Annotated in this window: 25 protein-coding genes; 20 read left to right on the forward strand and 5 right to left on the reverse strand. The window is 64.9% G+C overall.

Annotation, left to right across the window (positions count from 1 at the left end; all coding sequences use genetic code 11):
• Positions 1-58 precede the first annotated feature (58 nt).
• Positions 59-661: a hypothetical protein gene (locus RHOOR87_RS0112685; RefSeq protein WP_100224867.1), complete on the forward strand. Its 603-nt coding sequence runs from the start codon at positions 59-61 to the stop codon at positions 659-661.
• A gap of 59 nt (positions 662-720) precedes the next feature.
• Positions 721-1311, forward strand: a complete 591-nt coding sequence (locus RHOOR87_RS0112690; protein ID WP_015447660.1) for a hypothetical protein — start codon at positions 721-723, stop codon at positions 1309-1311.
• A gap of 115 nt (positions 1312-1426) precedes the next feature.
• Here the strand turns inward: RHOOR87_RS0112690 and RHOOR87_RS0112695 are convergent, their stop codons facing one another.
• Positions 1427-1984, reverse strand: a complete 558-nt coding sequence (locus RHOOR87_RS0112695) for a cold shock domain-containing protein (protein ID WP_027485219.1) — start codon at positions 1982-1984, stop codon at positions 1427-1429.
• 211 nt (positions 1985-2195) lie between these two features.
• On the opposite strand from RHOOR87_RS0112695, the gene RHOOR87_RS0112700 reads away from it, so the two are divergent.
• From RHOOR87_RS0112700 to RHOOR87_RS0112715, 4 genes are all read left to right on the forward strand, one after another.
• Complete coding sequence (locus RHOOR87_RS0112700) at positions 2196-3182, forward strand: Fic family protein (protein ID WP_015447658.1); 987 nt, start codon at positions 2196-2198, stop codon at positions 3180-3182.
• A 134-nt stretch (positions 3183-3316) separates the two neighbouring features.
• Positions 3317-3820, forward strand: a complete 504-nt coding sequence (locus RHOOR87_RS0112705) for a redoxin domain-containing protein (RefSeq protein ID WP_027485220.1) — start codon at positions 3317-3319, stop codon at positions 3818-3820.
• 277 nt (positions 3821-4097) lie between these two features.
• On the forward strand, positions 4098-5105 hold the full coding sequence (locus RHOOR87_RS0112710) for a hypothetical protein (RefSeq protein WP_043795574.1): 1008 nt from the start codon (positions 4098-4100) through the stop codon (positions 5103-5105).
• 313 nt (positions 5106-5418) lie between these two features.
• Positions 5419-5820: a carboxypeptidase-like regulatory domain-containing protein gene (locus RHOOR87_RS0112715; RefSeq protein ID WP_155950952.1), complete on the forward strand. Its 402-nt coding sequence runs from the start codon at positions 5419-5421 to the stop codon at positions 5818-5820.
• A 207-nt stretch (positions 5821-6027) separates the two neighbouring features.
• Here RHOOR87_RS0112715 and RHOOR87_RS0112720 read toward each other — a convergent pair whose 3' ends face one another.
• From RHOOR87_RS0112720 to RHOOR87_RS0112730, 3 genes are all read right to left on the reverse strand, one after another.
• Positions 6028-7233 carry an acetyl-CoA C-acyltransferase gene (locus tag RHOOR87_RS0112720; RefSeq protein ID WP_027485222.1) on the reverse strand — a complete coding sequence of 402 codons (1206 nt, stop codon included), beginning with the start codon at positions 7231-7233 and terminating at the stop codon, positions 6028-6030.
• Positions 7234-7294: 61 nt separating this feature from the next.
• The gene (locus RHOOR87_RS0112725; RefSeq protein ID WP_007508345.1) at positions 7295-9682 is read right to left on the reverse strand and encodes a 3-hydroxyacyl-CoA dehydrogenase/enoyl-CoA hydratase family protein; all 2388 of its coding nucleotides are present in this window, start codon (positions 9680-9682) and stop codon (positions 7295-7297) included.
• Positions 9683-9721: 39 nt separating this feature from the next.
• Positions 9722-10348, reverse strand: a complete 627-nt coding sequence (locus tag RHOOR87_RS0112730) for a TetR/AcrR family transcriptional regulator (protein WP_037114726.1) — start codon at positions 10346-10348, stop codon at positions 9722-9724.
• A 224-nt stretch (positions 10349-10572) separates the two neighbouring features.
• On the opposite strand from RHOOR87_RS0112730, the gene ndk reads away from it, so the two are divergent.
• The 13 genes from ndk to RHOOR87_RS0112790 all read left to right on the forward strand — a co-directional run bounded on the left by ndk (position 10573) and on the right by RHOOR87_RS0112790 (position 24019).
• Positions 10573-10998, forward strand: a complete 426-nt coding sequence (gene ndk / locus RHOOR87_RS0112735; RefSeq protein ID WP_007508348.1) for a nucleoside-diphosphate kinase — start codon at positions 10573-10575, stop codon at positions 10996-10998.
• A 2-nt stretch (positions 10999-11000) separates the two neighbouring features.
• Positions 11001-12131: a 23S rRNA (adenine(2503)-C(2))-methyltransferase RlmN gene (gene rlmN / locus RHOOR87_RS0112740; protein WP_007508349.1), complete on the forward strand. Its 1131-nt coding sequence runs from the start codon at positions 11001-11003 to the stop codon at positions 12129-12131.
• Positions 12121-12909: a type IV pilus biogenesis/stability protein PilW gene (gene pilW, locus RHOOR87_RS0112745; protein WP_007508350.1), complete on the forward strand. Its 789-nt coding sequence runs from the start codon at positions 12121-12123 to the stop codon at positions 12907-12909. Before rlmN ends, pilW begins: the two co-directional genes overlap by 11 nt.
• 5 nt (positions 12910-12914) lie before the next feature.
• On the forward strand, positions 12915-13901 hold the full coding sequence (locus RHOOR87_RS0112750) for a helix-turn-helix domain-containing protein (RefSeq protein WP_231381792.1): 987 nt from the start codon (positions 12915-12917) through the stop codon (positions 13899-13901).
• A gap of 153 nt (positions 13902-14054) precedes the next feature.
• The gene (locus RHOOR87_RS0112755) at positions 14055-14705 is read left to right on the forward strand and encodes a tetratricopeptide repeat protein (protein WP_007508355.1); all 651 of its coding nucleotides are present in this window, start codon (positions 14055-14057) and stop codon (positions 14703-14705) included.
• Between the two features lie 8 nt (positions 14706-14713).
• Positions 14714-15913 (forward strand): outer membrane protein assembly factor BamB, encoded by a 1200-nt coding sequence (gene bamB / locus RHOOR87_RS0112760; protein ID WP_043795560.1) that lies wholly within the window; start codon positions 14714-14716, stop codon positions 15911-15913.
• A gap of 22 nt (positions 15914-15935) precedes the next feature.
• Positions 15936-17339 (forward strand): ribosome biogenesis GTPase Der, encoded by a 1404-nt coding sequence (gene der, locus RHOOR87_RS0112765; protein WP_027485225.1) that lies wholly within the window; start codon positions 15936-15938, stop codon positions 17337-17339.
• A gap of 90 nt (positions 17340-17429) precedes the next feature.
• The gene (gene folD / locus RHOOR87_RS0112770; RefSeq protein ID WP_015447649.1) at positions 17430-18299 is read left to right on the forward strand and encodes a bifunctional methylenetetrahydrofolate dehydrogenase/methenyltetrahydrofolate cyclohydrolase FolD; all 870 of its coding nucleotides are present in this window, start codon (positions 17430-17432) and stop codon (positions 18297-18299) included.
• Between the two features lie 89 nt (positions 18300-18388).
• Positions 18389-19846, forward strand: coding sequence for an IMP dehydrogenase (gene guaB, locus RHOOR87_RS0112775; protein ID WP_007508361.1), 1458 nt, complete (start codon positions 18389-18391; stop codon positions 19844-19846).
• 132 nt (positions 19847-19978) lie between these two features.
• Positions 19979-21583 (forward strand): glutamine-hydrolyzing GMP synthase, encoded by a 1605-nt coding sequence (guaA, locus tag RHOOR87_RS0112780; RefSeq protein ID WP_027485226.1) that lies wholly within the window; start codon positions 19979-19981, stop codon positions 21581-21583.
• Positions 21584-21893: 310 nt separating this feature from the next.
• Positions 21894-23150, forward strand: coding sequence for a tyrosine-type recombinase/integrase (locus tag RHOOR87_RS0112785; RefSeq protein ID WP_027485227.1), 1257 nt, complete (start codon positions 21894-21896; stop codon positions 23148-23150).
• Between the two features lie 61 nt (positions 23151-23211).
• A complete protein-coding gene (locus tag RHOOR87_RS19915) occupies positions 23212-23487 on the forward strand; it encodes a hypothetical protein (protein ID WP_081700008.1) in 276 nt (91 codons plus the stop codon).
• A gap of 4 nt (positions 23488-23491) precedes the next feature.
• Complete coding sequence (locus RHOOR87_RS0112790; protein ID WP_027485228.1) at positions 23492-24019, forward strand: DNA-binding protein; 528 nt, start codon at positions 23492-23494, stop codon at positions 24017-24019.
• Between the two features lie 16 nt (positions 24020-24035).
• Here the strand turns inward: RHOOR87_RS0112790 and RHOOR87_RS0112795 are convergent, their stop codons facing one another.
• A complete protein-coding gene (locus tag RHOOR87_RS0112795; protein WP_231381794.1) occupies positions 24036-24347 on the reverse strand; it encodes an AlpA family phage regulatory protein in 312 nt (103 codons plus the stop codon).
• A gap of 182 nt (positions 24348-24529) precedes the next feature.
• Here RHOOR87_RS0112795 and RHOOR87_RS19920 point away from each other — a divergent pair.
• Positions 24530-24700 (forward strand): transposase (locus RHOOR87_RS19920; protein ID WP_027485230.1); only part of this gene is annotated, 171 nt, incomplete at its 3' end.

Raw genomic sequence — 24700 nt, forward strand, 5'->3', positions numbered from 1 at the left:
TGCCATCACCTTTTCGCTGCGCTATGCTCGGCCGGTATTCCGGGGGGAATGGATGACCATGCAGCGCTGGCTGATCGCCGCCGCCATCACCTGTGTCGCCACGACTGGCTGCAGCAAGGCAGACGGGGAAGCGACCACCGCTACACGCCGACCGCAACAGGCCGGCCAGGGCACGAACCCGCTGATCACCGCCGGCCATCTCGCCGGCGTCGAGGTGGCGGGCCTGAGCGGCGACCAGCGTGCTGTGCAGGCGCACGTCGACGCGATGCACCAGAACCTGATGCGCGACATGCACCCGGCCGACGCGTCCCGCCGCATCGACCACGAAGCCGCCCGCGCCGCCGTGCGCCCGTTGCAAGGCGTGCAGTCCGCCGTCTGGATCGACAACGCCAACCTGCTGGTGCTGGTCGGCGGCAGCCAGTACCGCAGCATGTCCACCATCGACACCATCTGCCTCGCGCTGGAACCGCTGGGCGACACGCTGAGCGTGGTCGTCAACGTGCAGGACCTCCTGGCTACCACTTCGGAAGGCGCAGACACGTTGTCGCGGAATTGCCAGCTCGGGGCAGGGGAGCGGGCGATGTTTCAGCAGAAGCGGCAGGTGGATGTGCTGGAACCGGAGGTCAGGCGGGTGTTTCGGGCGCAGCAACGCGAGCGGTAAGTAGTACTAGTGTTGTTGCGGTTCTTGAAGTTACAACGAAGACAGGGGAACAAGGAAACATGAAGACACTTCTTGCTGTATTTGCAGCGGCTTTGCTGCTGTCCGGATGTTCGATCAGACACGATGTGGCAAAGGACTATTCGCAATACCTGATCAACAATCAGGGCGCGTCACAGCTTCCATCAACCAAGGCGGCATCGGAATACACGATCTCGCCAGCAACTGTCGCGAATCATTATGAGTTCCGCTCCGCGATGGCTGGCTATGCAAACGTGTGGGTCGTGCAGTTTGGCCAGGTGCTGGACGATACCTTGCAGTCACATGATGTGCAGGCCGCATTCGGCAAACTCGCGAAATCTGAGGGCGGCACCGCCAATGATGGCCTGCTCGTTTTCGACCTGCAGAGTTACACCTACGTCGAGCTTGGAGCACACGTCTCACTCAAAGTCACCTATCGGCGCGGCAACCAAGATGTCTTCAGCAAGGTATACCAGGCCGATGGCACTACGCAGGGCGGCAAGATGTTCTGGGGCGGCGCGTTTGCCATGAAGAACGCTGTGCAACAGTCGACCAAGCTCGCAGTCGACAACATCCTGCGTCAGCTCATTGCCGATCTGAATGTCAACTTGACGTCACACCACGGCTCGTAACTGGGGCAGAGCTACTTCCTGATACGAGAACGGCGCCGCATCACAACGGCGTCGTTCCCGTTTCCGGGGCAGCGCCACTTAATCCAGCAGCCGCGTCGTGATCCTGTAGCGTTCGTCAATCGGCCCAACTACCCCCGCACCACTGACTTTCGCAAGGCTTCCCATCGCCGTCGCCGTCCATCTGCGTGCCCGGGCACTGCTTGATGAAAAAGGTGGCCTCGGCGCATGAGGTCATCTGGGAACACTGGGTGCGGCCGTCGCAGGTAAAGGCTTGCGCGGGCGCGATAGGCAGTGTCTGGATCGCGCGTGCTGCCGGAGCAGGTGGCTGAGTGCGGTCCGTGGCGAACCGCGAGTAGCCGTACCAGCTGCTGGCAGCAAGCATCAGCAGGCCGGCAATCATGGCAAATGTGCCTTGGCGGGTTGTCGTTGATTGCATCCGGCGTGCGGGACGCGATCTTGTTCTGCTGCCGGGGCGCATGATGCGTACCGCCCGCTTCTTGCCATCGCCGCGCAGGTCGATCTCGAAGGAGACGAGTTCGCCAATGCGGGGGCGGATACCGTCCCGCGGAAAGGCGGAAACATGCACGAAAATCTCCTCGGTGCCCTGCGCCGGCGCGATGAAACCGAATCCGCGATCGTCATTCCATTGGGTCAACGTGCCATGGATGCGCATGAGCGGAGCTTCCTGGCTGTGGGGTACGCGGCGAGCCGTCGGCCGGAAATGTTCCGGCTCCACGTTGGTGTCGTCAAGCTGGCTGGGCCACAAACTGACCTGACCGACCGCAGATGTCGGTAAGCGTCTTGGCGTGTCTCGGCCGTTGCGCAGTGGCAGACTCGCGGTGTTCTCCCGGCTATCCTCGGATACATCGCCGAGGAGGCCAGCTGTGAACGAGACCAGCAACGAGATCCTGCTTTATCAGTCTGCCGACGGCCAGCGCGTCGAAGTGCAGCTGCGCGGCGATACGCTGTGGCTGGCCTTGAACCAGATTGCGGAACTGTTTGGCCGCGACAAATCGGTGATTTCTCGCCATCTTCGCAATGTATTCAAGGATGGCGAGTTGGAGCGATTTTCAGTTGTTGCAAAAAATGCAACAACTGCCGCCGATGGCAAGACCTATCAGGTCGAGTATTTCAACCTCGATGCGATCCTGTCGGTGGGTTATCGGGTCAACTCGGTGCAAGGTACGCGCTTTCGTCAGTGGGCCACCAAGGTGCTGCGCGAGCATCTGAACGCCCGCCACAATGACGAGCGGTTCGAGGCCAATGCGCGCGAGTTGACGGCCATGCTGCAGCTGGTGGGCAGGGCCGCACAGAGCCCGGAGCTGCGGCTGGATACCAGTCGCGGACTGCTGAATATCGTCAGCCGCTACGCGCAGACCTTTCTGCTATTGCAGCGCTACGACGAGGGCTTGCTGGCCGAGCCGGCCGCACAACCCGGTGGCACGTTGCCATCCATGGCCGAAGCACGTGCTGCGCTGGCCGACCTCAAGGCCAATCTCATAGCTCGCGGCGAAGCCACCGCACTGTTCGCACAGGAGCGCGGAGACGCGTTCGACGCGCTGATGGGCAACTTGGACCAGAGCGTGTTTGGTGAGCCAGCCTATCCCACGGTGGAGGCCAAGGCGGCGCACCTTCTGTACTTCGTGATCAAGAATCACCCGTTCAGCGATGGCAACAAGCGTAGCGGCGCATTTCTGTTCGTGGACTTTCTCAACCGCAATGGCCGCCTGCTGGATGCGGTCGGTATACCGGTGATCAACGACATCGGTCTGGCTGCACTGGCCTTGCTGGTCGCCGAATCCGACCCGGCACAGAAGGACACCATGATCCGGTTGGTGATGAACATGCTGGCAATGCCGCGAGTGGTCTGAAACCGGCCAGACTTTTCAGATCCTGCGCATCGTGCTGCGCTGCCCGCAGCGAGTTTCGCCACGCACGACGCCCGCGTTTGTGAACCACCCGCAGAACGCACAAACTCGAAGCATTCCATTCCGGGAGGCAGACCATGACGACAGGGCAGCTTGCGCCACCGTGGCAGGTGTCGCGCTGGTTCAACAGCGCGCCGCTGACCCTGGCCGATTTGCGCGGCCGCGTGGTCGTCGCGCACGCTTTCCAGATGCTGTGTCCGGGTTGCGCCGTGCACGCGCTGCCGCAGATGCAGCGCGTGCGGCAGACTTTTCCTGCCGACCGCGTGGCGGTGATCGGGCTGCATACGGTGTTCGAGCATCACGAGGCGCAAGGGCCGCTGGCGTTGGAAGCGTTTCTGTACGAATACCGCTATGCGTTCCCCGTCGGCGTGGACGCGTACGCCGATGGCGACCCGTTGCCGCTGACGATGCGCGCCTACGCCATGCAAGGCACGCCCACGCTGATGCTGATCGATGCGCAGGGAAGATTGCGCGAGCAGCATTTCGGGGTGCTGGATGATCTTGCGCTGGGTGCAGCACTGGGCAGGCTGCTGGGGGAGGCCGATGATGCGGCAGCGGGGACGATCGGGGCGAACCCGTGAACCCGACACGGGCGGCGCTTGCCTGGGCGCCTCGCGGTAACGACGAGAGCCGCGATCCCGTGTTCACCTGCAGGACATCTTGAGCCCCTAAAACTCCATCGTTTGAAGCGCGGGAGCAGTAGTGCGATACGGCAAATCCGAAAACACCGCCTGCTGGAGCAGGGCGCGTACCCACATGGCATGTCGGGGTTTGTTGTTGCTCATCGCGGGTCTGGCGGGCACGGTGCCTGCCCACGGCACCACGGCACGTGGCAGCGGGAACGCAACCCCGCCGCAGATGGTCATCCAGGTCAACGACGACCGCATGACGGTAATGATCGCCGGGGCGCCGCAGATCTATCTGTATGGCGTGATCGACGCCGACGCGCCGCAGCGGTTCGAGACGTTGGTGAAGTCGGGGAAGATTCCGCCCGGGTCCGATGTCTACCTGAATTCCGGGCTGGGCGACCTGGCTGCCGGCATGGCGCTGGGACGGCTGTTTCGCGCCGGCGCGATGACGACGCATCTGGGAACACCGCGGCACAAAGGCCGTGCCGGGTATCGGGGCATCAAGGCGGCCGTCTGCAGCGGAGCCTGTACCTATGCCTATTTCGGCGGCCTTTACCGGTGGGCTCCCACGGGCAGCGACCGCATCAGCCTGATCCGTCACCAGGCGGCGGGCGCCGCACCGAACCAGTCGGAGAGCGGCGAGGCGGATGCATACCTGAAGAGCATGGGCATCGATCTCGACGGGCTCGCTCTGGCGCCGACGTCACCGGGTGACTCGCCGACCTGGCTGACCGCGGATCAGATGACCGTCGCCGGCCTGGCCAACAATGGCCGACTTCCCCTCAAGACGAAAAGCTGGCTTCTGCCGCCGGCGCCTTTCCTGGACCTCCAGCAGGATGACCGCGACGGCAGCCATCGGCTCGTCCTGCAATGCCGGCCGGGCAGCGTGACGCTGACCGCGTACGATCTGGTGGGCGCAACCCGTGCCAGGCAGATCGTGGCGCACGAAACGCGATCGTATTTCGAGGTCGATCGCCAGGAAGTGCTGGTCGAGCCGCGCGGTGCAGCCCGCGCCGTCGATGACGCCGTCGTGATAACCCGGCCCTATCCGCCGGCCGAGCTGGGGCACCTGCTTTCGTCACACTCCCTCGGCGCCTGGGTCGGCGGCAGGCGCAGCGCGTTCCGCTACGGCGCCACCTTCGTGCTCTATCCCGCCCGGCACGCCATCAAGGACTTCTACAACGCCTGCTGGCGCGCTGCGCCCTGGCCGGTCAAGCCGTCGCCGAAGAAGGGCTGAACCTGTTCGCCTGGTTCTGCAGGAAGAAGCATGTGCACTGTCGCCGGCTTTCATGGGGCCGTGACTTCCGGCCTCCAATGACCTCTGACCCTTCAACGGCCACCTGACGCCGGCGTAGGCTGCGCTCGGCCATCCGGTTTGTGGCGTCGGTCATTTACCGGGTGGCCGAGGACGGAGAGCGAAGCGATGCCTGCCGTCAGCCATCCCCAGGCCCGGCGGGCGGACAAAACCGTCCCGAACTTCCCCATGAGCGGACTGCCAAACGGTCTGGCGGGCTCATGTCCCCACAGTCAAACGGAATCAGGAAAATCCCATGAGCAACAACAGCTCCCTCTCAAGCAACCCTCCACGGCATCGCCGCGGTTTCTCGCTCCGGAGTCTGGCGATGGCGACTGTCATCGGCATGTGTGGTGCGGCGGGATCGGCCTCGGTCTACGCACAAGCCACCGCGGGCAATGTCTTCGGAAAGGCGCCGGCGGGCGACACCATCACGGCGCACAACACGGCGACCGGAGTCCAGCGCCAGGCCCAGGTGGATGCCAAAGGCCGCTACCGTATCGGCCCGCTGCCGGTCGGTGTTTACACGGTGACGCTGGAAGAGGACGGCCGTCCCGTCGTCAAGCATGTGAACGTGCCGGTCGTCGTGGGCCGCGGCATCAAGGTCGACTTCGATTGCGCCCAGGGACAATGCGCGGAGCTTGCAAGCAAGCCGTGATTCACGCGATCGCAGCCCGCTAGGCTGGGGCCAGCGAAGCGAATCCAGGCGAGGCGCCGGGTTGGCCGGGTTGTTGGGTTCGCGATGCCCCCAACCTGCGTGACCTCGCCTTGCTGAAAGAGCAACGGCGCCGTAGCGATACGGCGCCGTTATTGTTTCAGCGAAAGGCACTGGATGCCGGCCTTCGCCGACATGACGAGCGAAAAATCAGAGCGCTTCGAAGATGCCCGCCGCGCCCATGCCCGTGCCGATGCACATGGTCACCATGCCGTACTTCTGCTTGCGCCGGCGCATGCCGTGCACCAGCGTGGCGATGCGCACGGCGCCGGTGGCACCGAGCGGGTGGCCCAGCGCGATGGCGCCGCCAAGCGGGTTGACCTTGTCCGGGTCGAGACCGAGGTCGCCCATCACGGCGAGCGCCTGGGCGGCGAACGCTTCGTTGAGCTCGATCCAGTCGAGCTGGTCGCGGTTGAGGCCGGCCTGCTTGAGTGCCTTGGGAATCGCTTCCTTCGGACCGATGCCCATCACTTCCGGCGGCACGCCGGCGACGGAGAAGCCGACGAAGCGGGCCAGCGGCTGCAGGTTGTATTCCTTGATCGCTCTTTCGCTGGCCAGCAGCACGGCGCCGGCGCCGTCGGACATCTGCGAGGAGTTGCCGGCGGTGACGGTGCCACCGAACTGGCCGTTGCGGAACACGGTCTTCAGCTTGGCCAGCACTTCCATGGTGGTGCCGGCGCGCGGGCCTTCGTCGCTGTCGATGCGGCGGCTGTCGGTAACGATGCCGCGGGTGGCGAGGTTCGGGTAGTGGTCATCCAGCGCGAACGGGCTGATCTCGTCGTTGAACTCGCCGGCAGCCTGCGCGGCCAGTGCCCGGCGATGACTCTCCACCGAGAACGCATCCTGCTGTTCGCGGCTGACCTTCCACTGCTTGGCCACGTTTTCGGCGGTGATGCCCATGCCGTAGGCGATGCCGATGTTCTCGTCGTTGAAGATCGCCGGATTCATCGCGATCTTGTGGCCCATCATCGGCACCATGCTCATGCTCTCGGTGCCGCCGGCGAGCATCAGGTCGTCCAGGCCCAGGCGGATGCGGTCGGCGGCCATCGCCACCGACTGCAGGCCGGAGGAGCAAAAACGGTTGACGGTGACGCCGGGCACGGTGTCGGGCAAGCCGGCCAAGAGCAGGCCGATGCGCGCCACGTTCATGCCTTGCTCGGCCTCGGGCATGGCGCAGCCGATGATGACGTCGCCGATCTGGTGCGGGTCGATGCCGGGTGCCTGCGCCATCACGGCGCGGATCACGTGGGCGAGCATGTCGTCGGGGCGGGTGTTGCGGAATACGCCGCGCGGCGCCTTGCCGACCGGGGTGCGGGTGGCGGCGACGATGTAGGCTTCTTGCACTTGCTTGGTCATGGGATTTGATCCTTGGGAATGACGAAGTGGTTCGGGATGGATGTCTAGCCGTCCGTCTCCGTCAATTCCTCAGCGGTTTGCCGGTGGTCATGGTGTGCGCAATGCGGGCCTGGGTTTTTTCGGTCTGCGCCAGCTCCACGAAATGCTTGCGTTCCAGCGCCAGCAGCCACTCTTCGTCGACCGCCGAGCCGCGTTCGATCACACCGCCGCACAGGGTGTCGGCGATGCGGGTGGCGATGTTCACGTCATGTTCCGAGGCGAAGTAGCCGGCCTGCAGGTTGGCCAGCGAGGCCTTGAAGGTGGCGGTGCCGACGTCGCCGGCCACCGGGATGGCGCGGGCGTACAGCGGCGGACGATAGCCGGATTCGGCCAGGGCATTGGCGACCTGCTTGGCCACGTAGAGCAGCTCGTAGGCGTTGAACACGACCACGTCGCTGTCGCGCAGCAGGCCCAGGTTCTTTGCCTCGAATGCGCTGGCGGAGACCTTGGCCATCGCCACGGTTTCGAACACCTTCTTCAGTTCCTCGAACGGATCGGCCGGGTTCGCCTTCGCGGCGCGCACGGCCAGTTCATGCAGGCCGCCGCCGGCGGGCAGCAGGCCGACGCCGGCCTCGACCAGGCCGATGTAGCTTTCCAGTGCCGCGACGGTGCGCGCCGAATGCATCTGGAACTCGCAGCCGCCGCCCAGCGCCAAGCCGCGCACGGCGGCGACCACCGGCACCAGCGAGTGCTTGATGCGCATGCTGGTGCGCTGGAAGTTGGCGACCATCTTCTCGAAGTCGTCGAACTTGCCGGCCTGCAGCAGGCCGAGCGCGCCCTTCAAGTCGGCGCCGGCGGAGAACGGCTCGGAGTCTTGCCAGATCACCACCGCCTTGAGCTTCTCCTCGGCGATGCCGAGGGCGTGCTGGATGCCGTCGAGCACGTGGTCGTTGACCGTGTGCATCTTGGTCTTGAACGAGATGATGCCGATGCCGTCGTCGCCCAGCGTCCACAGGCGCACGCCGTCGTTCTCCCACACCGTGCTTCCGGTATCGAACTTCTCGCCGAGGATCGGATCGGGGAACAGCTGGCGCCGATAGACCGGATGCGGCGAGCGCGGCTTGTCGGCGTTGGCGCTGGCCGACCACGAGCCGGCCTTGCCATGCACGCCGCTGCGGCCGTCGGTGACCCAGGCGGGCAGCGGCGCCTTGCTCATCGCCTTGCCGGCGGCGATGTCCTCGGCGATCCAGCCGGCGACCTGCTGCCAGCCGGCGGCCTGCCAGGTCTCGAACGGGCCGAGCTTCCAGCCGTAGCCCCAGCGGATCGCGAAGTCCACGTCGCGCGCGGTGTCAGCGATGTCGGCCAGGTGGTAGGCGGTGTAATGGAACAGGTCGCGGAAGGTGGCCCACAGGAACTGTGCCTGCGGATCGTTTGATGCGCGCAGCTTGCCGAACTTCTCGGCCGGATCCTTGATCGCCAGGAGCGCGGCGACTTCATCCGACGGCTTCTGCTCGGACGGGCGATAGTCCTGCTTCGCCACGTCCAGCACCACGATGTCCTTGCCGGCCTTCCTGTAGAAGCCGGCGCCGTTCTTCTGGCCCAGTGCGCCCTTTTCAATGAGCCCGGCCAGCCACACCGGCGCCTTGAAGTATGCGTGCCACGGATCGTCGGGCAGGGTGTCGGCCATGGTCTTGATGACGTGGGCCATGGTGTCCAGGCCGACCACGTCGGCGGTGCGGTAGGTGGCGCTCTTGGGGCGGCCCACGGCCGGGCCGGTCAGCGCATCGACGGTGTCGAAGCCGAGCTTGAACTGCTCGGTGTGGTGCATGGTGGCCAGCATCGAGAACACGCCGATGCGGTTGCCGATGAAGTTGGGGGTGTCGCGGGCGATCACCACACCCTTGCCGACGGTGGTGACGAGGAAGGCTTCGAGGCCGTCGATCACGTTCTGGTCGGTGAGCCGGGTCGGGATCAGTTCGACCAGGTGCATGTAGCGCGGCGGGTTGAAGAAGTGCACGCCGGAGAAGCGATGGCGCATTTCTTCCGGCAGCGCCTCGGCCAGCGTGTTGATCGACAGGCCGGAGGTGTTGGAGGCGATGATCGCGGTCTTCGACAGGTGGCCGGCGATCTTCTTGTAGAGATCCAGCTTCCAGTCCATCCGCTCGGCGATCGCCTCGATCACCAGGTCGACGTCCTTCAGGTGGTCGAGATCGTCGTCGTAGTTGGCCGGGATGATCGCGCCGGCGAGGTTCTTGTCGGCCAGCGGGGCAGGCGACAGCTTGGCCAGGTTGGCGATCGCCTTCAGCGCGATGCCGCTCTTCGGGCCGTCCTTCGCCGGCAGGTCGAACAGCACGGTTTCGACGCCGGCGTTGGTCAGGTGCGCGGCGATCTGCGCGCCCATGACACCGGCGCCCAGCACGGCGGCCTTGCGGATGCGCAGCGCTGAAGTGGGTGAGGATGCAGCGGTCATTGGCTTCTCCGAGGATGCAAAAGAGGTGGGGCAAGTGGATCAGGGATGGCTGAGGCCGGCGATGGCGAAGCGGATCAGGTGCTGCGCGGTCTGTTCGCGATGGACGTGTTCGCTGACGTCACTCTTGCGCTGGATCATGCCGAAGCCGGACATCGCGTGGGTCAGTGCACCGGTGACCAGGTCGATGCGCCAGTACAGCTCTTCCTTGCTCAGCTGCGGCAGCAGGCGCGCGAACTCGGCGGTGAACTGGCGCATCACGTGGCCGTAGTTCGCGGAAAGGAACTGGCGCAGGGTGTCGTCGTGCTCGGCGAACGCGCGTGCCAGCACGCGCATGAACAAGGCGCCGCTGTCGTCGTGCGACAGGTCCAGGGCGGGGCGGATGAACGCTTCCAGCACGTCCTCGAGGGTGCTGTCTTCGGCACCGGCGATCTTGGCGAGTGCCGTCAGTCGGCGTTCGTTCAACGCGTCCAGCCGGCGCCGGAACACTTCCTCGACCAGCTTGTCCTTGGAACCGAAGTGGTAATTGACCGCGGCCAGATTGACCCCGGCCGCGGCAGTGAGCTGGCGCAGCGAGGCCCCGTCGAAGCCGCGCTGGGCGAACAGGAGCTCGGCGGCGCCGAGTATCCGTTCCTTGGTTGAGCCGGAGCTGTTCACGGGCGGAATCATCCATCGGCCACGGGCCGGTTCAAACGATCGTTTGAGCATACGCGGACAGCTCGGCAGCCGTCAAACGGGCGTTTGTTGCAAACGTCCGCCGACTTGCGTATGAGTTAGAATCTGTCAAACTTTCCTGAGCTAAATCCGCAATCCATGTCGGAATTAGCCGATTTTGCCGGCCCGAGCGGCCACGCCTTTTTCCCCATCCATCCGTTTTTCCGGAGCAGACCCGTATGGCGCTGGAGCGCACTCTTTCCATCATCAAGCCCGATGCCGTTGCCAAGAACGTCATCGGTGAAATCTACGCACGCTTTGAAAAGGCCGGCCTGAAGATCGTCGCCGCGCGCATGAAGCAGCTGTCGCGCGCCGAGGCCGAAGGCTTCTATGCCGTGCATCGCGAGCGCCCGTTCTTCAAGGCCCTGGTCGAGTTCATGATCTCCGGCCCGGTGATGATCAGCGTGCTGGAAGGCGAGAACGCCGTGCTCGCCCACCGCGACCTGATGGGCGCCACCAACCCGAAGGAAGCGGCCAAGGGCACGATCCGCGCCGACTTCGCCGAGTCGATCGACGCCAATGCCGTGCACGGTTCCGACGCGGTCGAGACCGCCAAGGTGGAGATCGCCTATTTCTTCGCGGCGACGGATGTGGTTTCAAGGTAACCATGCAACAAGTCGTCGCCAGCTCGAACAAGGTCAACCTGCTCGACTTCGATCGCCAGGGGCTGCGTGATTTCTTCACGCAGCTCGGCGAGAAGCCGTATCGCGCCGAGCAGGTGATGAAGTGGATCTACCACGACCTGGAAGACGACTTCGAGAACATGACCGACGTGGGCAAGGCGCTGCGCGCCAAGCTCACCGAGGCCTGCTACATCGGCGCGCCGAAGACGCTGCTGGACAAGGTGGCCACCGACGGCACGCACAAGTGGCTGCTGGGCATGGACAGCGGCAATGCGATCGAGACGGTGTACATCCCCGAGCCGACCCGCGGCACGCTGTGCGTCTCCTCGCAGATCGGTTGCGCGCTGAACTGCCAGTTCTGCTCGACCGGCGCGCAGGGCTTCAACCGCAACCTGTCCACCGCCGAGATCATCGGCCAGGTGTGGGTGGCGGCGAAGTACCTGGGCAACGTCACCCACCAGAACCGGCGCATCACCAATGTGGTGATGATGGGCATGGGTGAGCCGCTGGCCAATTTCGACAACGTGCTGAAGGCGATGAAGTTGATGCGCGACGACCTGGGCTTCGGTCTGGCGGCCAAGCGCGTCACGCTGTCCACCGCCGGCCTGGTACCGCTGATCGACCAGTTGTCGGAGGCCATCGACGTATCGCTGGCGGTGTCGCTGCACGCCGCCAACGACGAGCTGCGCACCGAGCTGATGCCGATCAACAAGCGCTATCCGATCGCCGAGCTGCTGGCAGCCTGCCAGCGCTGGATTGCGCGCAAGCCGCGCACCTCGATCACTTTCGAGTACACCTTGATGCAGGGCGTCAACGACCAGCCCGAGCACGCCCGCCAGCTGATCAAGCTGATGCGCAAGCTGCCGACGTGCAAGGTCAACCTGATCCCGTTCAATCCTTTCCCGGGCACCCAGTTCAAGCGCTCTGACGCCGCCGACATCCACGCGTTCCAGACGCAGCTGCTGAATGCCGGCGTGCTGACCATGCTGCGGCGCACCCGCGGCGACGACATCGATGCTGCCTGCGGCCAGCTGGCCGGACAGGTCACCGACCGCACCCGGCGCAGCGCCGATATCCGCAAACGGCAGGACGAGGGGGCAACGCATGCGATTTGACCGGGTCGTGATCTTCAGCCTGCTGTTGCCGCTGGCCGGCTGCATCACCACACATACGGACAGCAGCTCGCTGGGCAAGAGCATGCCGCAGACCAGCAAGGCGGAGCAGGCCGAGGACGCCGCCCGGATCCATACCGAGCTGGGCCAGCGCTACATGACCAACGGCGACCTGCAGACCGCGCTGGAAAAGCTGACCAAGGCGCTGCAATTCGACCCCAATTACGCACCGGCGCACACCGTGATCGCGGTGCTGTACGAGCGCATCAACAAGCTGCCCGAAGCCGAGCAGCATTACCGCAAGGCCGTGGCGCTGGAACCGGCCAGGGGTGCACCGAACAACAACCTCGGCGTCTTCCTTTGCCATACCGGGAAAATCGCCGAGGCAAAGCAGTATTTCCAGAAAGCCGTCGCCGATCCGTTCTACCAGACCCCCGACGTGGCGCTGACCAACGCCGGCGTCTGCCAGTTGCGCGCCGACGACGCCAGCGGGGCCGAAGCGAGTTTTCGTGACGCCATCGCAAGAAATCCCAAGAATGCGGAGGCACTCTTCCAGCTTGCAAACACGCTTTATCTGAACAAGGATGCATTTCGCGCCAGGGCTTTCCTCCAGCGGTTCGATGCGCTGGGCCAGCCGACGGCCGCGTCGCTCAAGCTCGGCCACGACATCGAAATCCGTCTGGGCAACCCGGAAGGTGCCCGTACCTACAGCAAGCGATTGCTCAGCCAGTTCCCGGATTCGGAGCAGGCGCACACCCTAGACACCACTGCCAGCCCATGACCTCCATGCAGTCTCCATCGACCGACCAGCGTCCAGACGAGCCCGGGCTGTTCGGTATCAATTTGCTCAACATGGATGTGTCCTCGACAGGCCCCCACACGGTGAGTTTCGGCAGTCGTCTGCATGCGGCACGTGAAGCCCAGGGTCTGGATCTGGAAGCCTGCGCCCACGGGCTGAAGTTGCCGGCCCGGGTACTGCGCCAGCTCGAGCGCGACCAGTACGACGGCATCGACTCCAAGATCTATCTGGCCAGCTATATCCGCAAGTACGGCCACCACCTGGGTATCAACGAGGCGTCGATCCAGGTCGAGCTCGATCGCATCAAGCAGATCGAACCGCCGCTGGTGGCCACCGGCGGCATCTCTCATTCGCGCTTCCTGCTGGATCGCTACGCCACGGCCGCCACCTACGTCGTGCTGACCGCGGTGATCGTGGTGCCGATGATCTGGCTGGGCGTACGCGGCACGCTGGATCGTGACCTCAGCCACCTTGCGCCACTCGATGCCGCACCGGTCGCCCAGATGGAAACACGCGCCACGGATGCAGTGGCGACCGACGCGCCGGCCAGCGCACCGATTCCGCAGGCATCGCCCAGGACGCCACCGCCGCCGGGACAGGAGCAACCGCTGCTGGCCTCGATGGCACCGTTCCCGAACCTGGAAAGCGCCAGCCTGCCGCCGCCGGCGCGGCAGGTCGCGCCGGTCGCGAACAGCGGTGCCGGCGGCCACAGCCTGAGCCTCAGCCTGTCTTCGGCCAGTTGGGTGGAAGTGACACAGGCCGACGGCACACGGCTGGAGTACGGCCTGCTCGCCGCCGGCAGCAGCAAGACCTGGCACAGCGATCAGCCGCTGGACGTGCGCATCGGCAACGCCAGCGGTGCGCAGGTCAGCATCGATGGCAACTCGATCGGCTTGGACGATTTCCGGCGCGCCAACGTTGCCCATTTCCGCCTGCAGATGCAGGACGGCAAGGCCTCAGCCACCAGCCTTTGATCACCGCTCGGGCCGCTGCGTGCGGCCCATTTCGGTTATGCTTGCCCACTCGGTTCGCTCGGCAACGAGCGGGCGCAAGCGGCTTTTTCCCTTGGTTACCGCACCGGCCCGTACCCGCGTCTGCGTGTGGGCGGCCTCTTGAATGGTGATTGCATGGCATTTGAAGAATACGACAAGTACGAACAGAGCGAGCTGGTTCAGAAGTGGCTGCGCGACAATGGCATGTCGATCGTCGTCGGCATCGCGATCGGCCTGGTCGGCATCTTCGGTTGGCAGCAATGGCGCAACCATCAGGCGCGCAACGAGGGGCAGGCTTCGCAGCTCTATCAGCAGATCCAGATTGCGCAGGCGTCCGGCAAGGCGGACACCGCCTCGCAGCTGACCGATCAACTGATGAAGGATTACGCGAAGTCGCCATTTGCCGTATTTGCGGTCAGCGAGCGCGCCAAGCAGCAGGTCCAGGCCGGCCAGCTGGACAAGGCCGAGTCGTCGCTGGAGTGGGCTGAGAGCCATGCCGGTGCATCCCCGCTGAAGTCGCTGACGCTGCTGCGTATCGCGCAGGTGGAACTGGCCCGCGACCACGGCAAGCAGGCGCTGGCCACGCTGGACCGCATCCCGGCTGACAGCTACCAGGGGCTGGTGCAGGAACTCCGCGGTGATGTGCTGGTCAAGCTTGGACGCTCGGACGAAGCACGCAAGGCCTACCAGACGGCCCTGACGGCACTGGGCGAGGAAGCGCCGCAACGCGGCGCCTTGCAGATGAAACTCGATGATTTGGCCACGGCCGGGAAGCAGGGTGCATGAAACCTGAAATGATCAAACGTGCCTTGCTGATCGCGCTGGCTTCGCTGGTAACCCTCGCCGGGTGCCATTCGTTCAAGAAGGAAAACGTCCAGCCGCCGACTCCGCTGGCCAAGGACTTCAAGCCGACCTTGCAGGTCACCCGCCTGTGGCGAACCAGCGTGGGTGACGGTGCCGGCACGAGCGGCGCACGCCTGCGCCCGACCGTGGTCGACAGCGTGCTCTACGCCGCCAGCACGGACGGCAAGCTGGTCGCGATCGATGCCACCAGCGGCAAGAACCTGTGGTCGAAGAGCTCGCGCACCCACGGCTGGTTCGGCTGGGGCGACAAGAAACGCAAGGACGTCCAGTACGCCGGCGGGCCTGCCGTCAATGGCGACCTGCTCGCCGTCGGCACGCTGGACGGCCACGTCTACGCGGTGAATGCGAAAGACGGCAGTCCGCGCTGGGACGTCGAGGTGAGCAGCGAAGTGCTGGCGTCGCCGGTGATCGTCGGCGACATGGTCGTGGTGCGTACCGGCGACGGCCGCGTCTACGCGCTGGACGCCGCGACCGGCCAGCGCCGCTGGGTCTACGACCAGGGCACCGTGCCGCTGCTCAGCCTGCGCGGCAACGGCGCGCTGCTGGCAGCCAACGGCGTGCTGTTCTTCGGCAGCGACGACGGCAAGCTGGTCGCCCTGCGCCAGGACAATGGCGGGAAGCTGTGGGAACAGAAACTGGCCAGCGGCGAAGGCCGTACCGAAATCGACCGCCTGAACGACGCGGACGGCGCGATCCTGCTGGACGGCAGCACGCTCTACGGCACCGCCTATCACGGCAACGTGGCGGCGGTCGACGGCCCCAGCGGCCGCCCGTTGTGGACGCATCCGTTCTCCAGCTTCGAGTCGCTGGCGGTCAACGACCATGCGGTCTTTGGCGTCAACGACGCCTCGGTGGTGTGGGCATTCGACAAGAATGGCGGCGCCGACATGTGGAAGAACGATGCACTGAAATACCGCTGGCTCAGCGGCCCGGCGGTGCAGGGCAACTACGTCGTGGTCGGCGACCTGGAAGGCTACGTGCACTGGCTGCAGACCGGCGACGGCGCGCTGGCCGCACGCGAGCGCCTGTCGAAGAAGGCGATCCGCGCACAACCGCTGGTGGTGGGCGACATCGTGTACGTCGAGGACGTCGAGGGCCGCATCGGCGCCTACCGTCTGTCCGCGCACTGATCGCCGGAACGAAGCGCTCCTCATGCTGCCCGTCGTCGCACTGGTTGGTCGCCCGAATGTCGGCAAGTCGACCCTTTTCAACGTGCTGACGCGCAGCCGCGACGCCCTGGTGGCCGACATGCCGGGCGTCACCCGCGACCGCCACTACGGCATCTGCCGTACCGGTGAACGGCCCTTCGTGGTGGTCGACACCGGTGGTCTGTCCGGCATCGACGAGGCCATGGACGTGCTGACCGCCAGGCAGGTGCGCCTGGCGATCGACGAAGCGGACGTGCTGGTGTTTGTGGTCGACGCCCGCGACGGCCTGCTGCCGCAGGACGACGCGATCCTGGCCGAACTGCGGCGCAGCGGCAAACCGATCGTGGCGGCGGTCAACAAGACCGACGGCCTCGACGAACAGGCCGTCATGGCCGAGTTCTTCGCGTTCGGCATCGGTGCCACCTTGCCGCTGTCGGCAGCGCACAACCGCGGTACCGACGATTTTCTGCGGGTACTGCTGCCGCTGCTGCCGGCCGACCGGGAAGCCGCGGCGGAAGCCGAGGGCGAGGACGGCAGCATCCGCGTGGCCATCGTTGGCCGTCCGAACGCCGGCAAGTCGACCCTGATCAATCGCCTGCTGGGCGAGGAGCGGCTGATCGTCTCCGACGTCGCCGGCACCACCCGCGATCCGATCCGGGTGCCGCTGGAGCGCGACGGCAAGCGCTACACGCTGATCGACACCGCCGGCATCCGGCGCAAGGCGCGGGTCGAGGAGGCGGTGGAGAAGTTCAGCGTCATCAAGACGCTGCAATCGATCGCCGCCGCCCAGGTCGTGGTGGTGATGATCGATGCCCGCGAGAACCTTGCCGACCAGGATCTCACCCTGATCGGCTACGCGATCGACGAGGGCAGGGCGCTGGTCATCGCGATCAACAAGTGGGACGACATGGACTCGTACCAGCGCGACGAATGTCGCCGCGCGCTGGACCGGCGACTGGTGTTCGTCGACTGGGCCAAGCAGGTGCAGATCTCCGCACTGCACGGCTCCGGCCTGCGCGAACTGATGCGTGCAGTGGTGCGCGCACATGCGTCGGCGACCAAAGAGCTGGTCTCCTCCGACCTCACCAAGGCACTGGAAAAAGCCTACGAGAGCTACCAGCCGCCACTGGTGAACGGTCATGCGCCGAAGCTGCGTTTCGCGCACCCGGGCGGCACCAATCCGCCGACCATCGTCATCCACGGCAGCCGCACCAAGCACATCGCACCGGCCTACCAGCGTTACCTCGAGAACTTCTTCCGCAAGCGCTACAAGCTGGAAGGCACGCCGATCCGGATCGTGTTCCGCGAAGGTGAGAACCCGTATGCCGGACGCAAGAAGGTGCTGACCAAGGAACAGCAGCACAAGGCAAGGCGGCGGCTCAGCGAGCTGATCAAGCGCACGCGCTAAGAGCTTCCCGCTGATCTTCGGGTGCATGCGCCGTTTGTGCGCACCGGGCCAAGCCCGGATAATGGCGGACTTCGCAGCCAGGCCTCTCCCATGAACGCACGCATCCTCGACGGCAAGCGCATCGCGCAGGAATTGCTGGAGCGTGTCGGCCTGCGCGTCGCTGCCAGGACCGCGCAGGGCCTGCCCCCGCCGGGACTGGCGGTGGTGCTGGTGGGCAACGACGCAGCCTCCGCGGTCTATGTCCGCAACAAGCGCAGGGCCTGCCAGCAGGTGGGCTTCCGTTCGTTCGGCTACGACCTGCCGTCGACGACCAGCCAGGACGAACTGTTCGCCCTGATCGACCGGCTCAATGCCGACCCGGACGTGCACGGCATCCTGGTGCAGTCGCCGCTGCCGCAACACATCGACGAGGATGCGCTGGTCGATCGCATCGACCCCAACAAGGACGTCGACGGCTTCCAGGCGATCAATGTGGGTCGGCTGGCCTTGCGCCGTTTCGGCCTGCGCCCGTGCACGCCGAAGGGCGTGATGACCCTGCTCGGCCACACCGATCGCCCGGTGCGCGGCCAGCACGCGGTGGTGATCGGCGTGTCCAACCACGTGGGCCGCCCGCTGGTGCTGGAGCTGCTGATCGCCGGCTGCACCACCACCTGCTGCCACAAGTTCACCCGTGACCTGGAAAGCCACGTGCGCCAGGCCGACATCATGATCGTCGCCGCGGGCAAGCCGGGGCTGGTGAAGGGCGAATGGATCAAGCCTGGCGCCGTGGTGATCGACGTGGGCATCAACCGGCTCGACGACGGCAGGCTGGTCGGCGACGTGGAATTCGCGCCGGCCGCCGAACGCGCCAGCTGGATCACCCCGGTGCCCGGCGGCGTCGGCCCGATGACGGTGGCCACGCTGATGGAGAACACGCTGGAGGCGGCGGAAGCGCGCACGACACCGCGTCGGGTCGCCTGACGCGTCGGTTGTTGCTGCATTAAGCAGCACGTCTGGCGAGCCCACCGGCAGGGCGCGTATAATTCCCTCTTTGCAGCGGGACTTTTCGCATGCGCATCCTCGCCGAGGCCCTGACCTACGACGACGTTTACCTCGTTCCGGGCCATTCCGTCGTGCTTCCCCGCGACGTCGACACCTCCACCCGCTTCACCCGCAACCTGCGTTTGAACATTCCGATCGTGTCGGCCGCGATGGACACCGTCACCGAGGCGCGGCTGGCCATCACCATGGCGCAGAACGGCGGCATCGGCATCATCCACAAGAACATGACCGCCGAGCAGCAGGCCGCCGAAGTGCGCCTGGTGAAGAAGTTCGAGGCGGGCGTGATCCGCAGCCCAATCACCGTGGGCCCGGACACCTCGATTCGCGAGGTGCTGCGGCTGACCCATGCGCACAACATCTCCGGGGTGCCGGTGGTCGAGGGCAGCAAGCTGGTCGGCATCGTCACCAGCCGCGACATGCGCTTCGAGCGCAAGCCCGACGACCCGGTGCGCAACATCATGACCCGCCAGGACAAGCTGGTCACGGTGAAGGAAGGCGCCAGCCAGGACGAGGTGCTGCAGCTGCTGCACCGGCACCGCATCGAGAAGGTGCTGGTGGTCAACGACGCGTTCCAGTTGCGCGGGCTGATCACCGTGAAGGACATCCAGAAGGCGCGCGACAACCCGTATGCCGCCAAGGACAGCCACGAGGCGCTGCTGGTCGGTGCCGCGGTCGGCGTGGGCGGCGACACCGAGCAGCGCGTGGCCGCGCTGGTCGACGCCGGCGTCGACGTGCTGGTGGTGGACACCGCGCACGGCCATTCGCAGGGCGTGATCGAACGCGCCGGCTGGGTCAAGAAGCGCTACCCGCAGGTGCAGGTGATCGCCGGCAACATCGTCACCGGCGAGGCGGCGCGCGCGCTGCTCGACGTGGGCGTGGACGCGGTCAAGGTCGGCGTGGGCCCCGGCTCGATCTGCACCACCCGCGTGGTCGCAGGCGTCGGCGTGCCGCAGATCACCGCGATCGACCTGGTCGCCACCGCGCTGAAGGACGAGATCCCGCTGATCGCCGATGGCGGCATCCGTTACTCGGGCGATATCCCCAAAGCGCTGGCCGCCGGCGCGTCCACCGTGATGCTCGGCTCGATGTTCGCCGGCACCGAGGAATCTCCCGGTGAAGTCGAACTGTTCCAGGGCCGCTCCTACAAGAGCTACCGTGGCATGGGCTCGATCGGCGCGATGCAGCTCGGCTCCAAGGACCGCTACTTCCAGGACGAAGCCGACGCCGACAAGCTGGTGCCCGAAGGCATCGAGGGCCGCGTGCCGTACCGCGGCCCGCTGCGCAACATCATCCACCAGCTGATCGGCGGCCTGCGCGCCTCGATGGGTTACCTGGGGGCGGCCACCGTCGAGGACGTGCGGCACAAGGCGCAGTTCGTCAAGGTGACCTCCGCCGGCGTTACCGAGGCGCACCCGCACGATATCCAGATCACCAAGGAAGCGCCGAATTACCGGCTGAATTCCTGAGTATCCGGGAGCCGGGAATGGAGAATGGGAAATGGGTAAAGCGGTCCACCTATCCGATCGCACTTTCGCTCCGAAGCTCGTGGTTCTTTCTATTTCCCATTTCCCATTCTCCATTCCCGCGTGCAGCCAGCCATGACTGAGTCCCGAACCCCGAATCCCCAATCCCGGCTCCACGACGACAAGATCCTCATCCTCGACTTCGGTGCGCAATACACCCAGCTGATCGCGCGGCGCGTGCGTGAGCTGGGCGTGTACTGCGAGATCTGGGCGTGGGACCACGATCCCGCCGAGATCGCCGCGTTTGGCGCGAAGGGCTTCATCCTGTCCGGCGGCCCGGAATCCACCACGCTGGCGGATGCACCGAAGGCCCCGCAGCAGGTGTTCGACAGCAGCCTGCCGATCCTCGGCATCTGCTACGGCATGCAGACCCTGGCCGCCCAGCTGGGCGGCGCCACGGAAGCGGCCGACGCGCGCGAGTTCGGCCACGCCAGCGTGGACATCGTGGCCCCGAGCCGCCTGTTCGATGGCCTGAACGATCATCCGGGCGAGCACAAGCTCGACGTGTGGATGAGCCACGGCGACCATGTCTCGAAGGCGCCGCCGGGCTTCACTGTCACCGGTCGCACCGATCGCATCCCGGTGGCGGTGATGGAGAACGAGGCCCGGCGCTGGTACGGCGTGCAGTTCCACCCCGAGGTGACCCACACCAAGCAGGGCGGGGCGCTGCTGAAGCGCTTCATCACCGAAATCTGCGGCTGCGCGACGCTGTGGACCGCCGCCAACATCATCGACGACCAGATCGCCCGCGTGCGTGCCCTGGTGGGCGACGACCACGTGCTGCTGGGCCTGTCCGGCGGCGTCGATTCCTCGGTGGTCGCCGCGCTGCTGCACAAGGCGATCGGCGACCGGCTGACCTGCGTGTTCGTCGACACCGGGCTGCTGCGCTGGCAGGAAGGCGATCAGGTGATGGCCACCATGGCCGAGCACATGGGCGTCAAGGTGATTCGCGTCAACGCGGCCGACCGCTACTTCCACGCGCTCGAAGGCGTGACCGACCCGGAAACCAAGCGCAAGATCATTGGCGGCCTGTTCGTGGAGATCTTCGACGAGGAGTCGGAGAGACTCATTGCCGCCGGCGGCAACGTGAAGTGGCTGGCGCAGGGCACGATCTACCCCGACGTGATCGAGTCGGCCGGCAGCAGGACCGGCAAGGCCCACGTCATCAAGAGCCACCACAACGTCGGTGGCCTGCCGGCGCACATGAAGCTGAAGCTGGTCGAGCCGCTGCGCGAGCTGTTCAAGGACGAGGTGCGCCGGATCGGCGTGGAACTCGGCCTGCCGCGCGCCATGGTCTACCGCCACCCGTTCCCTGGCCCCGGCCTCGGCGTGCGCATCCTGGGCGAAGTGAAGCGCGAATACGCCGAATTGCTGGCCAAGGCCGACGCGATCTTCATCGACGAGCTGCGCAAGGCCGACCTTTACGACAAAACCAGCCAGGCGTTCGCGGTGTTCCTGCCGGTGAAGTCGGTCGGTGTGGTGGGCGACGCACGCGCCTACGAGTGGGTGATCGCGCTGCGCGCGGTGGAAACCGTCGATTTCATGACCGCACACTGGGCGCATCTACCCTACGAGTTTCTTGGCAGGGTTTCAAACCGTATTATCAATGAGTTGTGTGGTGTTTCTCGTGTCGTTTATGACATCAGTGGCAAGCCACCGGCCACGATCGAGTGGGAGTGAGTTTAGGTTCTTCGAGGACTATCGCCAGCTATCGAAAAGTCGTCGTAACGTGTTGATTCTCAAAAAAATACGTCGCAGCACCTATCGGTAGCTATCGCCGGCCAGCAGAAAAAGTTGGCGGTAGAGCTGACGGTAAAAATCGAGGCCAAATTAAGACACTCTCGTTCACTATTCAGACTTTTACCGTCTTTGACGGTAAAACTCTTCTCGGGAAAGCTTATTTCATGGGGCTTTCCGGGCATCAGCAGGTCTCCAGGTCCCTGACGGTAAAACCTGACGGTAAAGCCGTCAAAAGCCGGAGGAAACCTCGATGCTTACTGACACTGCACTGCGTAACCTGAAGCCTAAGTCCAAGATTTATAAGGCTTCTGACCGAGATGGAATGTACGTGACGGTATCGCCTGGCGGTACAGTCACCTTCCGCTACGACTACCGTCTCAACGGCCGCCGCGAGACGCTGACTCTCGGGCGCTATGGCGCTGACGGTATTTCACTGGCAATGGCGCGCGAGCTGCTGCTGGATGCACGCAAAGCCGTTCTCAAGGGCATATCGCCCGCGCTCGAAAAGCAGCGCGAGAAACGCCGCGTGACCGACATCAAGACCTTTGGCGCGGCAATGGACGCCTATTTGGCCCATACACGATGGGCCGACAGCACTCGCGCCGCGCGTCAACACGTCATTGACCGGGACATCCTGCCGGCTTTTCGGAATCGTCTGCTGACTGAAATCCAGCCTGAAGACCTGCGGACCTTTTGCAACAAGGTCAAGGAACGCGGGGCACCGGCCACGGCGGTGCAGATTCGGGACATCGTGAAGCAGGTCTATGTCTACGCCATTGCTCACGGGGAAAAGGTGGACAACCCTGCTGACAGCGTGGGGCCATCCACGATCGCCACCTTCGTGCCGAAGGATCGCGCCTTGTCGCCGCTGGAGATCCGGCTGTTCGTGCAACAGATGGAATCGGTGGCGACCTATCCGACCATCAAGCTGGCGCTGCGCCTGATCTTGCTGACACTGGTACGCAAGAGCGAACTGATTCAGGCCACCTGGGATGAGGTCGATTTCGAGCACAAGACCTGGACGATTCCGAAGCAGCGGATGAAAGGGCGCAATCCGCATGTGGTCTATCTGTCGCGCCAGGCGCTCGACATCTTCGTCACGCTGCATGCCTGCGCAGCCGGCTCAAGATTCGTTTTCCCTTCTCGTTACGATGCAGAACGGTTCATGTCGAATGCAACCTTGAATCGGATCACAGGACTTGTGGCGGAGGCTGCACAAGCCAAGGGGCTGCCGCTGCAACCGTTCACCGTCCATGACCTGCGCCGCACCGGCTCGACGCTGTTGAACGAAATCGGCTTCAACCGCGACTGGATCGAGAAGTGCCTGGCGCACGAGGAAGGGCGTTCCTCGCGCTCGGTCTACAACAAGGCCGAGTACGCCGAACAGCGGCGCCACATGCTGCAAGAGTGGGCCAACATGGTCGATGCTTGGGGCGGCGGGCGGACCTATGTGCCGAAGCTGATGCCGGCGAATGTGGTAGTGCCAGAGTTGAGTGCGATGGCCTGAAAAGGGTGGCTTGGTTGTCACTTGACAACCAAGCCAGTTAACCCCATAGTGGAGATCACTGATGGCCCGTCCCTCTTATCCGAAGAAAGAGGTCGAGGAAGCTCTCAGGCACGCCGAAGCGCAGGGCTGGCGCGTCGAAGTCGGTGGCAGCCACGCTTGGGGGCGAATTTATTGTCCGTACAACGACGAGGAGTGTCGCTGCGGCGAGTTCTGCATCACCAGCGTATGGAGCACGCCGAAGAACCCTGGCAACCACGCTCGCGCCTTGCGGCGTGTCGTGGACAACTGCACCACGCATCGCAAGCAGCGCGAGGCTGATGACGATGCCAAGGAGTAGCGCGATGGAATACACCTTCACTTTGAAGTACCAGCTCGCCGACAACGACCGCGACCCGGATGCGTTGGTCGAACGCCTTGGCGGAGCCGGCTGCGACGATGCCTTAGTCGGCATCGGGCAGCCGGGGCGGTTAGCACTGGAGTTCACCCGCGATGCGGCCAACGCGGCGACCGCTGTGCGTAGCGCGCTGGCCGACGTGCGCCGTGCCGTGCCGTCGGCCAAATTGATCGAGGTGGCGCCGGATTTGGTCGGCCTGACCGACGTGGCCGACATCGTGGGTGTGTCGCGGCAGAACATGCGCAAGTTGATGCTGGCCCATCCGGGCAGCTTCCCCGCGCCAGTGCATGAGGGCAGCGCGTCGATCTGGCACCTCGCCGACGTGCTGGCTTGGTTGCAGCAGGCCAAGGGCAGCTACGCGCTGGCCAAGGATGTTCTCGACGTGGCGCGGGTGGCCTTGCAGGTCAACGTGGCGAAGGAAGGTCGGCGGCTGCCGCGCTCGGCGTCTAAGGAACTGCAAACCTTGGTTGGATGAAGGGCGTTGCTCGGTTTCATCCCTCATTCGAGCCCGCCCGGACAGGGCGGGTTTTCCGTAAGTGGACATCCGGCTTCGAGATGCCGCCGCGCGGGGCTTGCTTGCGTGCTTCGATCCATGCCTCTACTTCGGCCAAGTCCCACACGACGCAGCGCGGTGTCAGGTTGAAGCGGCGCGGGAACTCGCCGCGGCGTTCCATTTCATAGATCGTCGTTTCAGCCAAGGGGACGATCTGCCGCAGTTCCTGGCGGCGGATGGTGCGTCGGAACGGAAGGGGGCTGCGCTTCGGAAACTGCGGCAGCGCCTCGTAGGCTTCCGTGCCCGGCAAGGGTAGGGACGGACCGGCATCGAGGTCGGTCACGTTGGATGCTTGCGGTAGCTGACCCACATTGGACTCCATGAGTGCGTGCATGGAGGCACCTGATTAGCGACGACGCTCAGCCGACTGTCGCGTGATGTGAGACGTGCGCGGCGGAGGCTCAGTGCCATGTTACGAGGCGGAGAACCGGCATGGCCATGAACCAAGTGCAGTTCCAGTCGGGGTTGTCGATGGCGCAGTTCATCCGGCGCTACGGCACGGAGGCGAGGTGCTACCGGGCGCTATACCGGGCGCGCTGGCCGCAGGGGTTCCGCTGCCCGAGGTGCAACAGCCGGCCACGCTCGCGGTTTCGCCGCGCGGGC

It is taken from the genome of Rhodanobacter sp. OR87 (assembly GCF_000473345.1).
Classification (GTDB): Bacteria; Pseudomonadota; Gammaproteobacteria; order Xanthomonadales; family Rhodanobacteraceae; genus Rhodanobacter; species Rhodanobacter denitrificans.

Bases quoted from the DNA above. Each gene is read 5' to 3' on its own strand.
- RHOOR87_RS0112790 (WP_027485228.1), top strand. From the start codon at position 23,492: ATGGAATACACCTTCACTTTGAAGTACCAGCTCGCCGACAACGACCGC.
- bamB (WP_043795560.1), top strand. From the start codon at position 14,714: ATGATCAAACGTGCCTTGCTGATCGCGCTGGCTTCGCTGGTAACCCTC.
- guaA (WP_027485226.1), top strand. From the start codon at position 19,979: ATGACTGAGTCCCGAACCCCGAATCCCCAATCCCGGCTCCACGACGAC.
- folD (WP_015447649.1), top strand. From the start codon at position 17,430: ATGAACGCACGCATCCTCGACGGCAAGCGCATCGCGCAGGAATTGCTG.
- RHOOR87_RS0112725 (WP_007508345.1), bottom strand. From the start codon at position 9,682: ATGACCGCTGCATCCTCACCCACTTCAGCGCTGCGCATCCGCAAGGCC.
- der (WP_027485225.1), top strand. From the start codon at position 15,936: ATGCTGCCCGTCGTCGCACTGGTTGGTCGCCCGAATGTCGGCAAGTCG.
- rlmN (WP_007508349.1), top strand. From the start codon at position 11,001: ATGCAACAAGTCGTCGCCAGCTCGAACAAGGTCAACCTGCTCGACTTC.
- RHOOR87_RS0112730 (WP_037114726.1), bottom strand. From the start codon at position 10,348: ATGATTCCGCCCGTGAACAGCTCCGGCTCAACCAAGGAACGGATACTC.
- ndk (WP_007508348.1), top strand. From the start codon at position 10,573: ATGGCGCTGGAGCGCACTCTTTCCATCATCAAGCCCGATGCCGTTGCC.
- RHOOR87_RS19915 (WP_081700008.1), top strand. From the start codon at position 23,212: ATGGCCCGTCCCTCTTATCCGAAGAAAGAGGTCGAGGAAGCTCTCAGG.
- RHOOR87_RS0112705 (WP_027485220.1), top strand. From the start codon at position 3,317: ATGACGACAGGGCAGCTTGCGCCACCGTGGCAGGTGTCGCGCTGGTTC.
- RHOOR87_RS0112715 (WP_155950952.1), top strand. From the start codon at position 5,419: ATGAGCAACAACAGCTCCCTCTCAAGCAACCCTCCACGGCATCGCCGC.
- RHOOR87_RS0112785 (WP_027485227.1), top strand. From the start codon at position 21,894: ATGCTTACTGACACTGCACTGCGTAACCTGAAGCCTAAGTCCAAGATT.
- RHOOR87_RS0112685 (WP_100224867.1), top strand. From the start codon at position 59: ATGCAGCGCTGGCTGATCGCCGCCGCCATCACCTGTGTCGCCACGACT.
- RHOOR87_RS0112720 (WP_027485222.1), bottom strand. From the start codon at position 7,233: ATGACCAAGCAAGTGCAAGAAGCCTACATCGTCGCCGCCACCCGCACC.
- RHOOR87_RS0112710 (WP_043795574.1), top strand. From the start codon at position 4,098: ATGGTCATCCAGGTCAACGACGACCGCATGACGGTAATGATCGCCGGG.
- RHOOR87_RS0112690 (WP_015447660.1), top strand. From the start codon at position 721: ATGAAGACACTTCTTGCTGTATTTGCAGCGGCTTTGCTGCTGTCCGGA.
- RHOOR87_RS0112750 (WP_231381792.1), top strand. From the start codon at position 12,915: ATGCAGTCTCCATCGACCGACCAGCGTCCAGACGAGCCCGGGCTGTTC.
- RHOOR87_RS0112755 (WP_007508355.1), top strand. From the start codon at position 14,055: ATGGCATTTGAAGAATACGACAAGTACGAACAGAGCGAGCTGGTTCAG.
- RHOOR87_RS0112695 (WP_027485219.1), bottom strand. From the start codon at position 1,984: ATGCGCATCCATGGCACGTTGACCCAATGGAATGACGATCGCGGATTC.
- pilW (WP_007508350.1), top strand. From the start codon at position 12,121: ATGCGATTTGACCGGGTCGTGATCTTCAGCCTGCTGTTGCCGCTGGCC.
- guaB (WP_007508361.1), top strand. From the start codon at position 18,389: ATGCGCATCCTCGCCGAGGCCCTGACCTACGACGACGTTTACCTCGTT.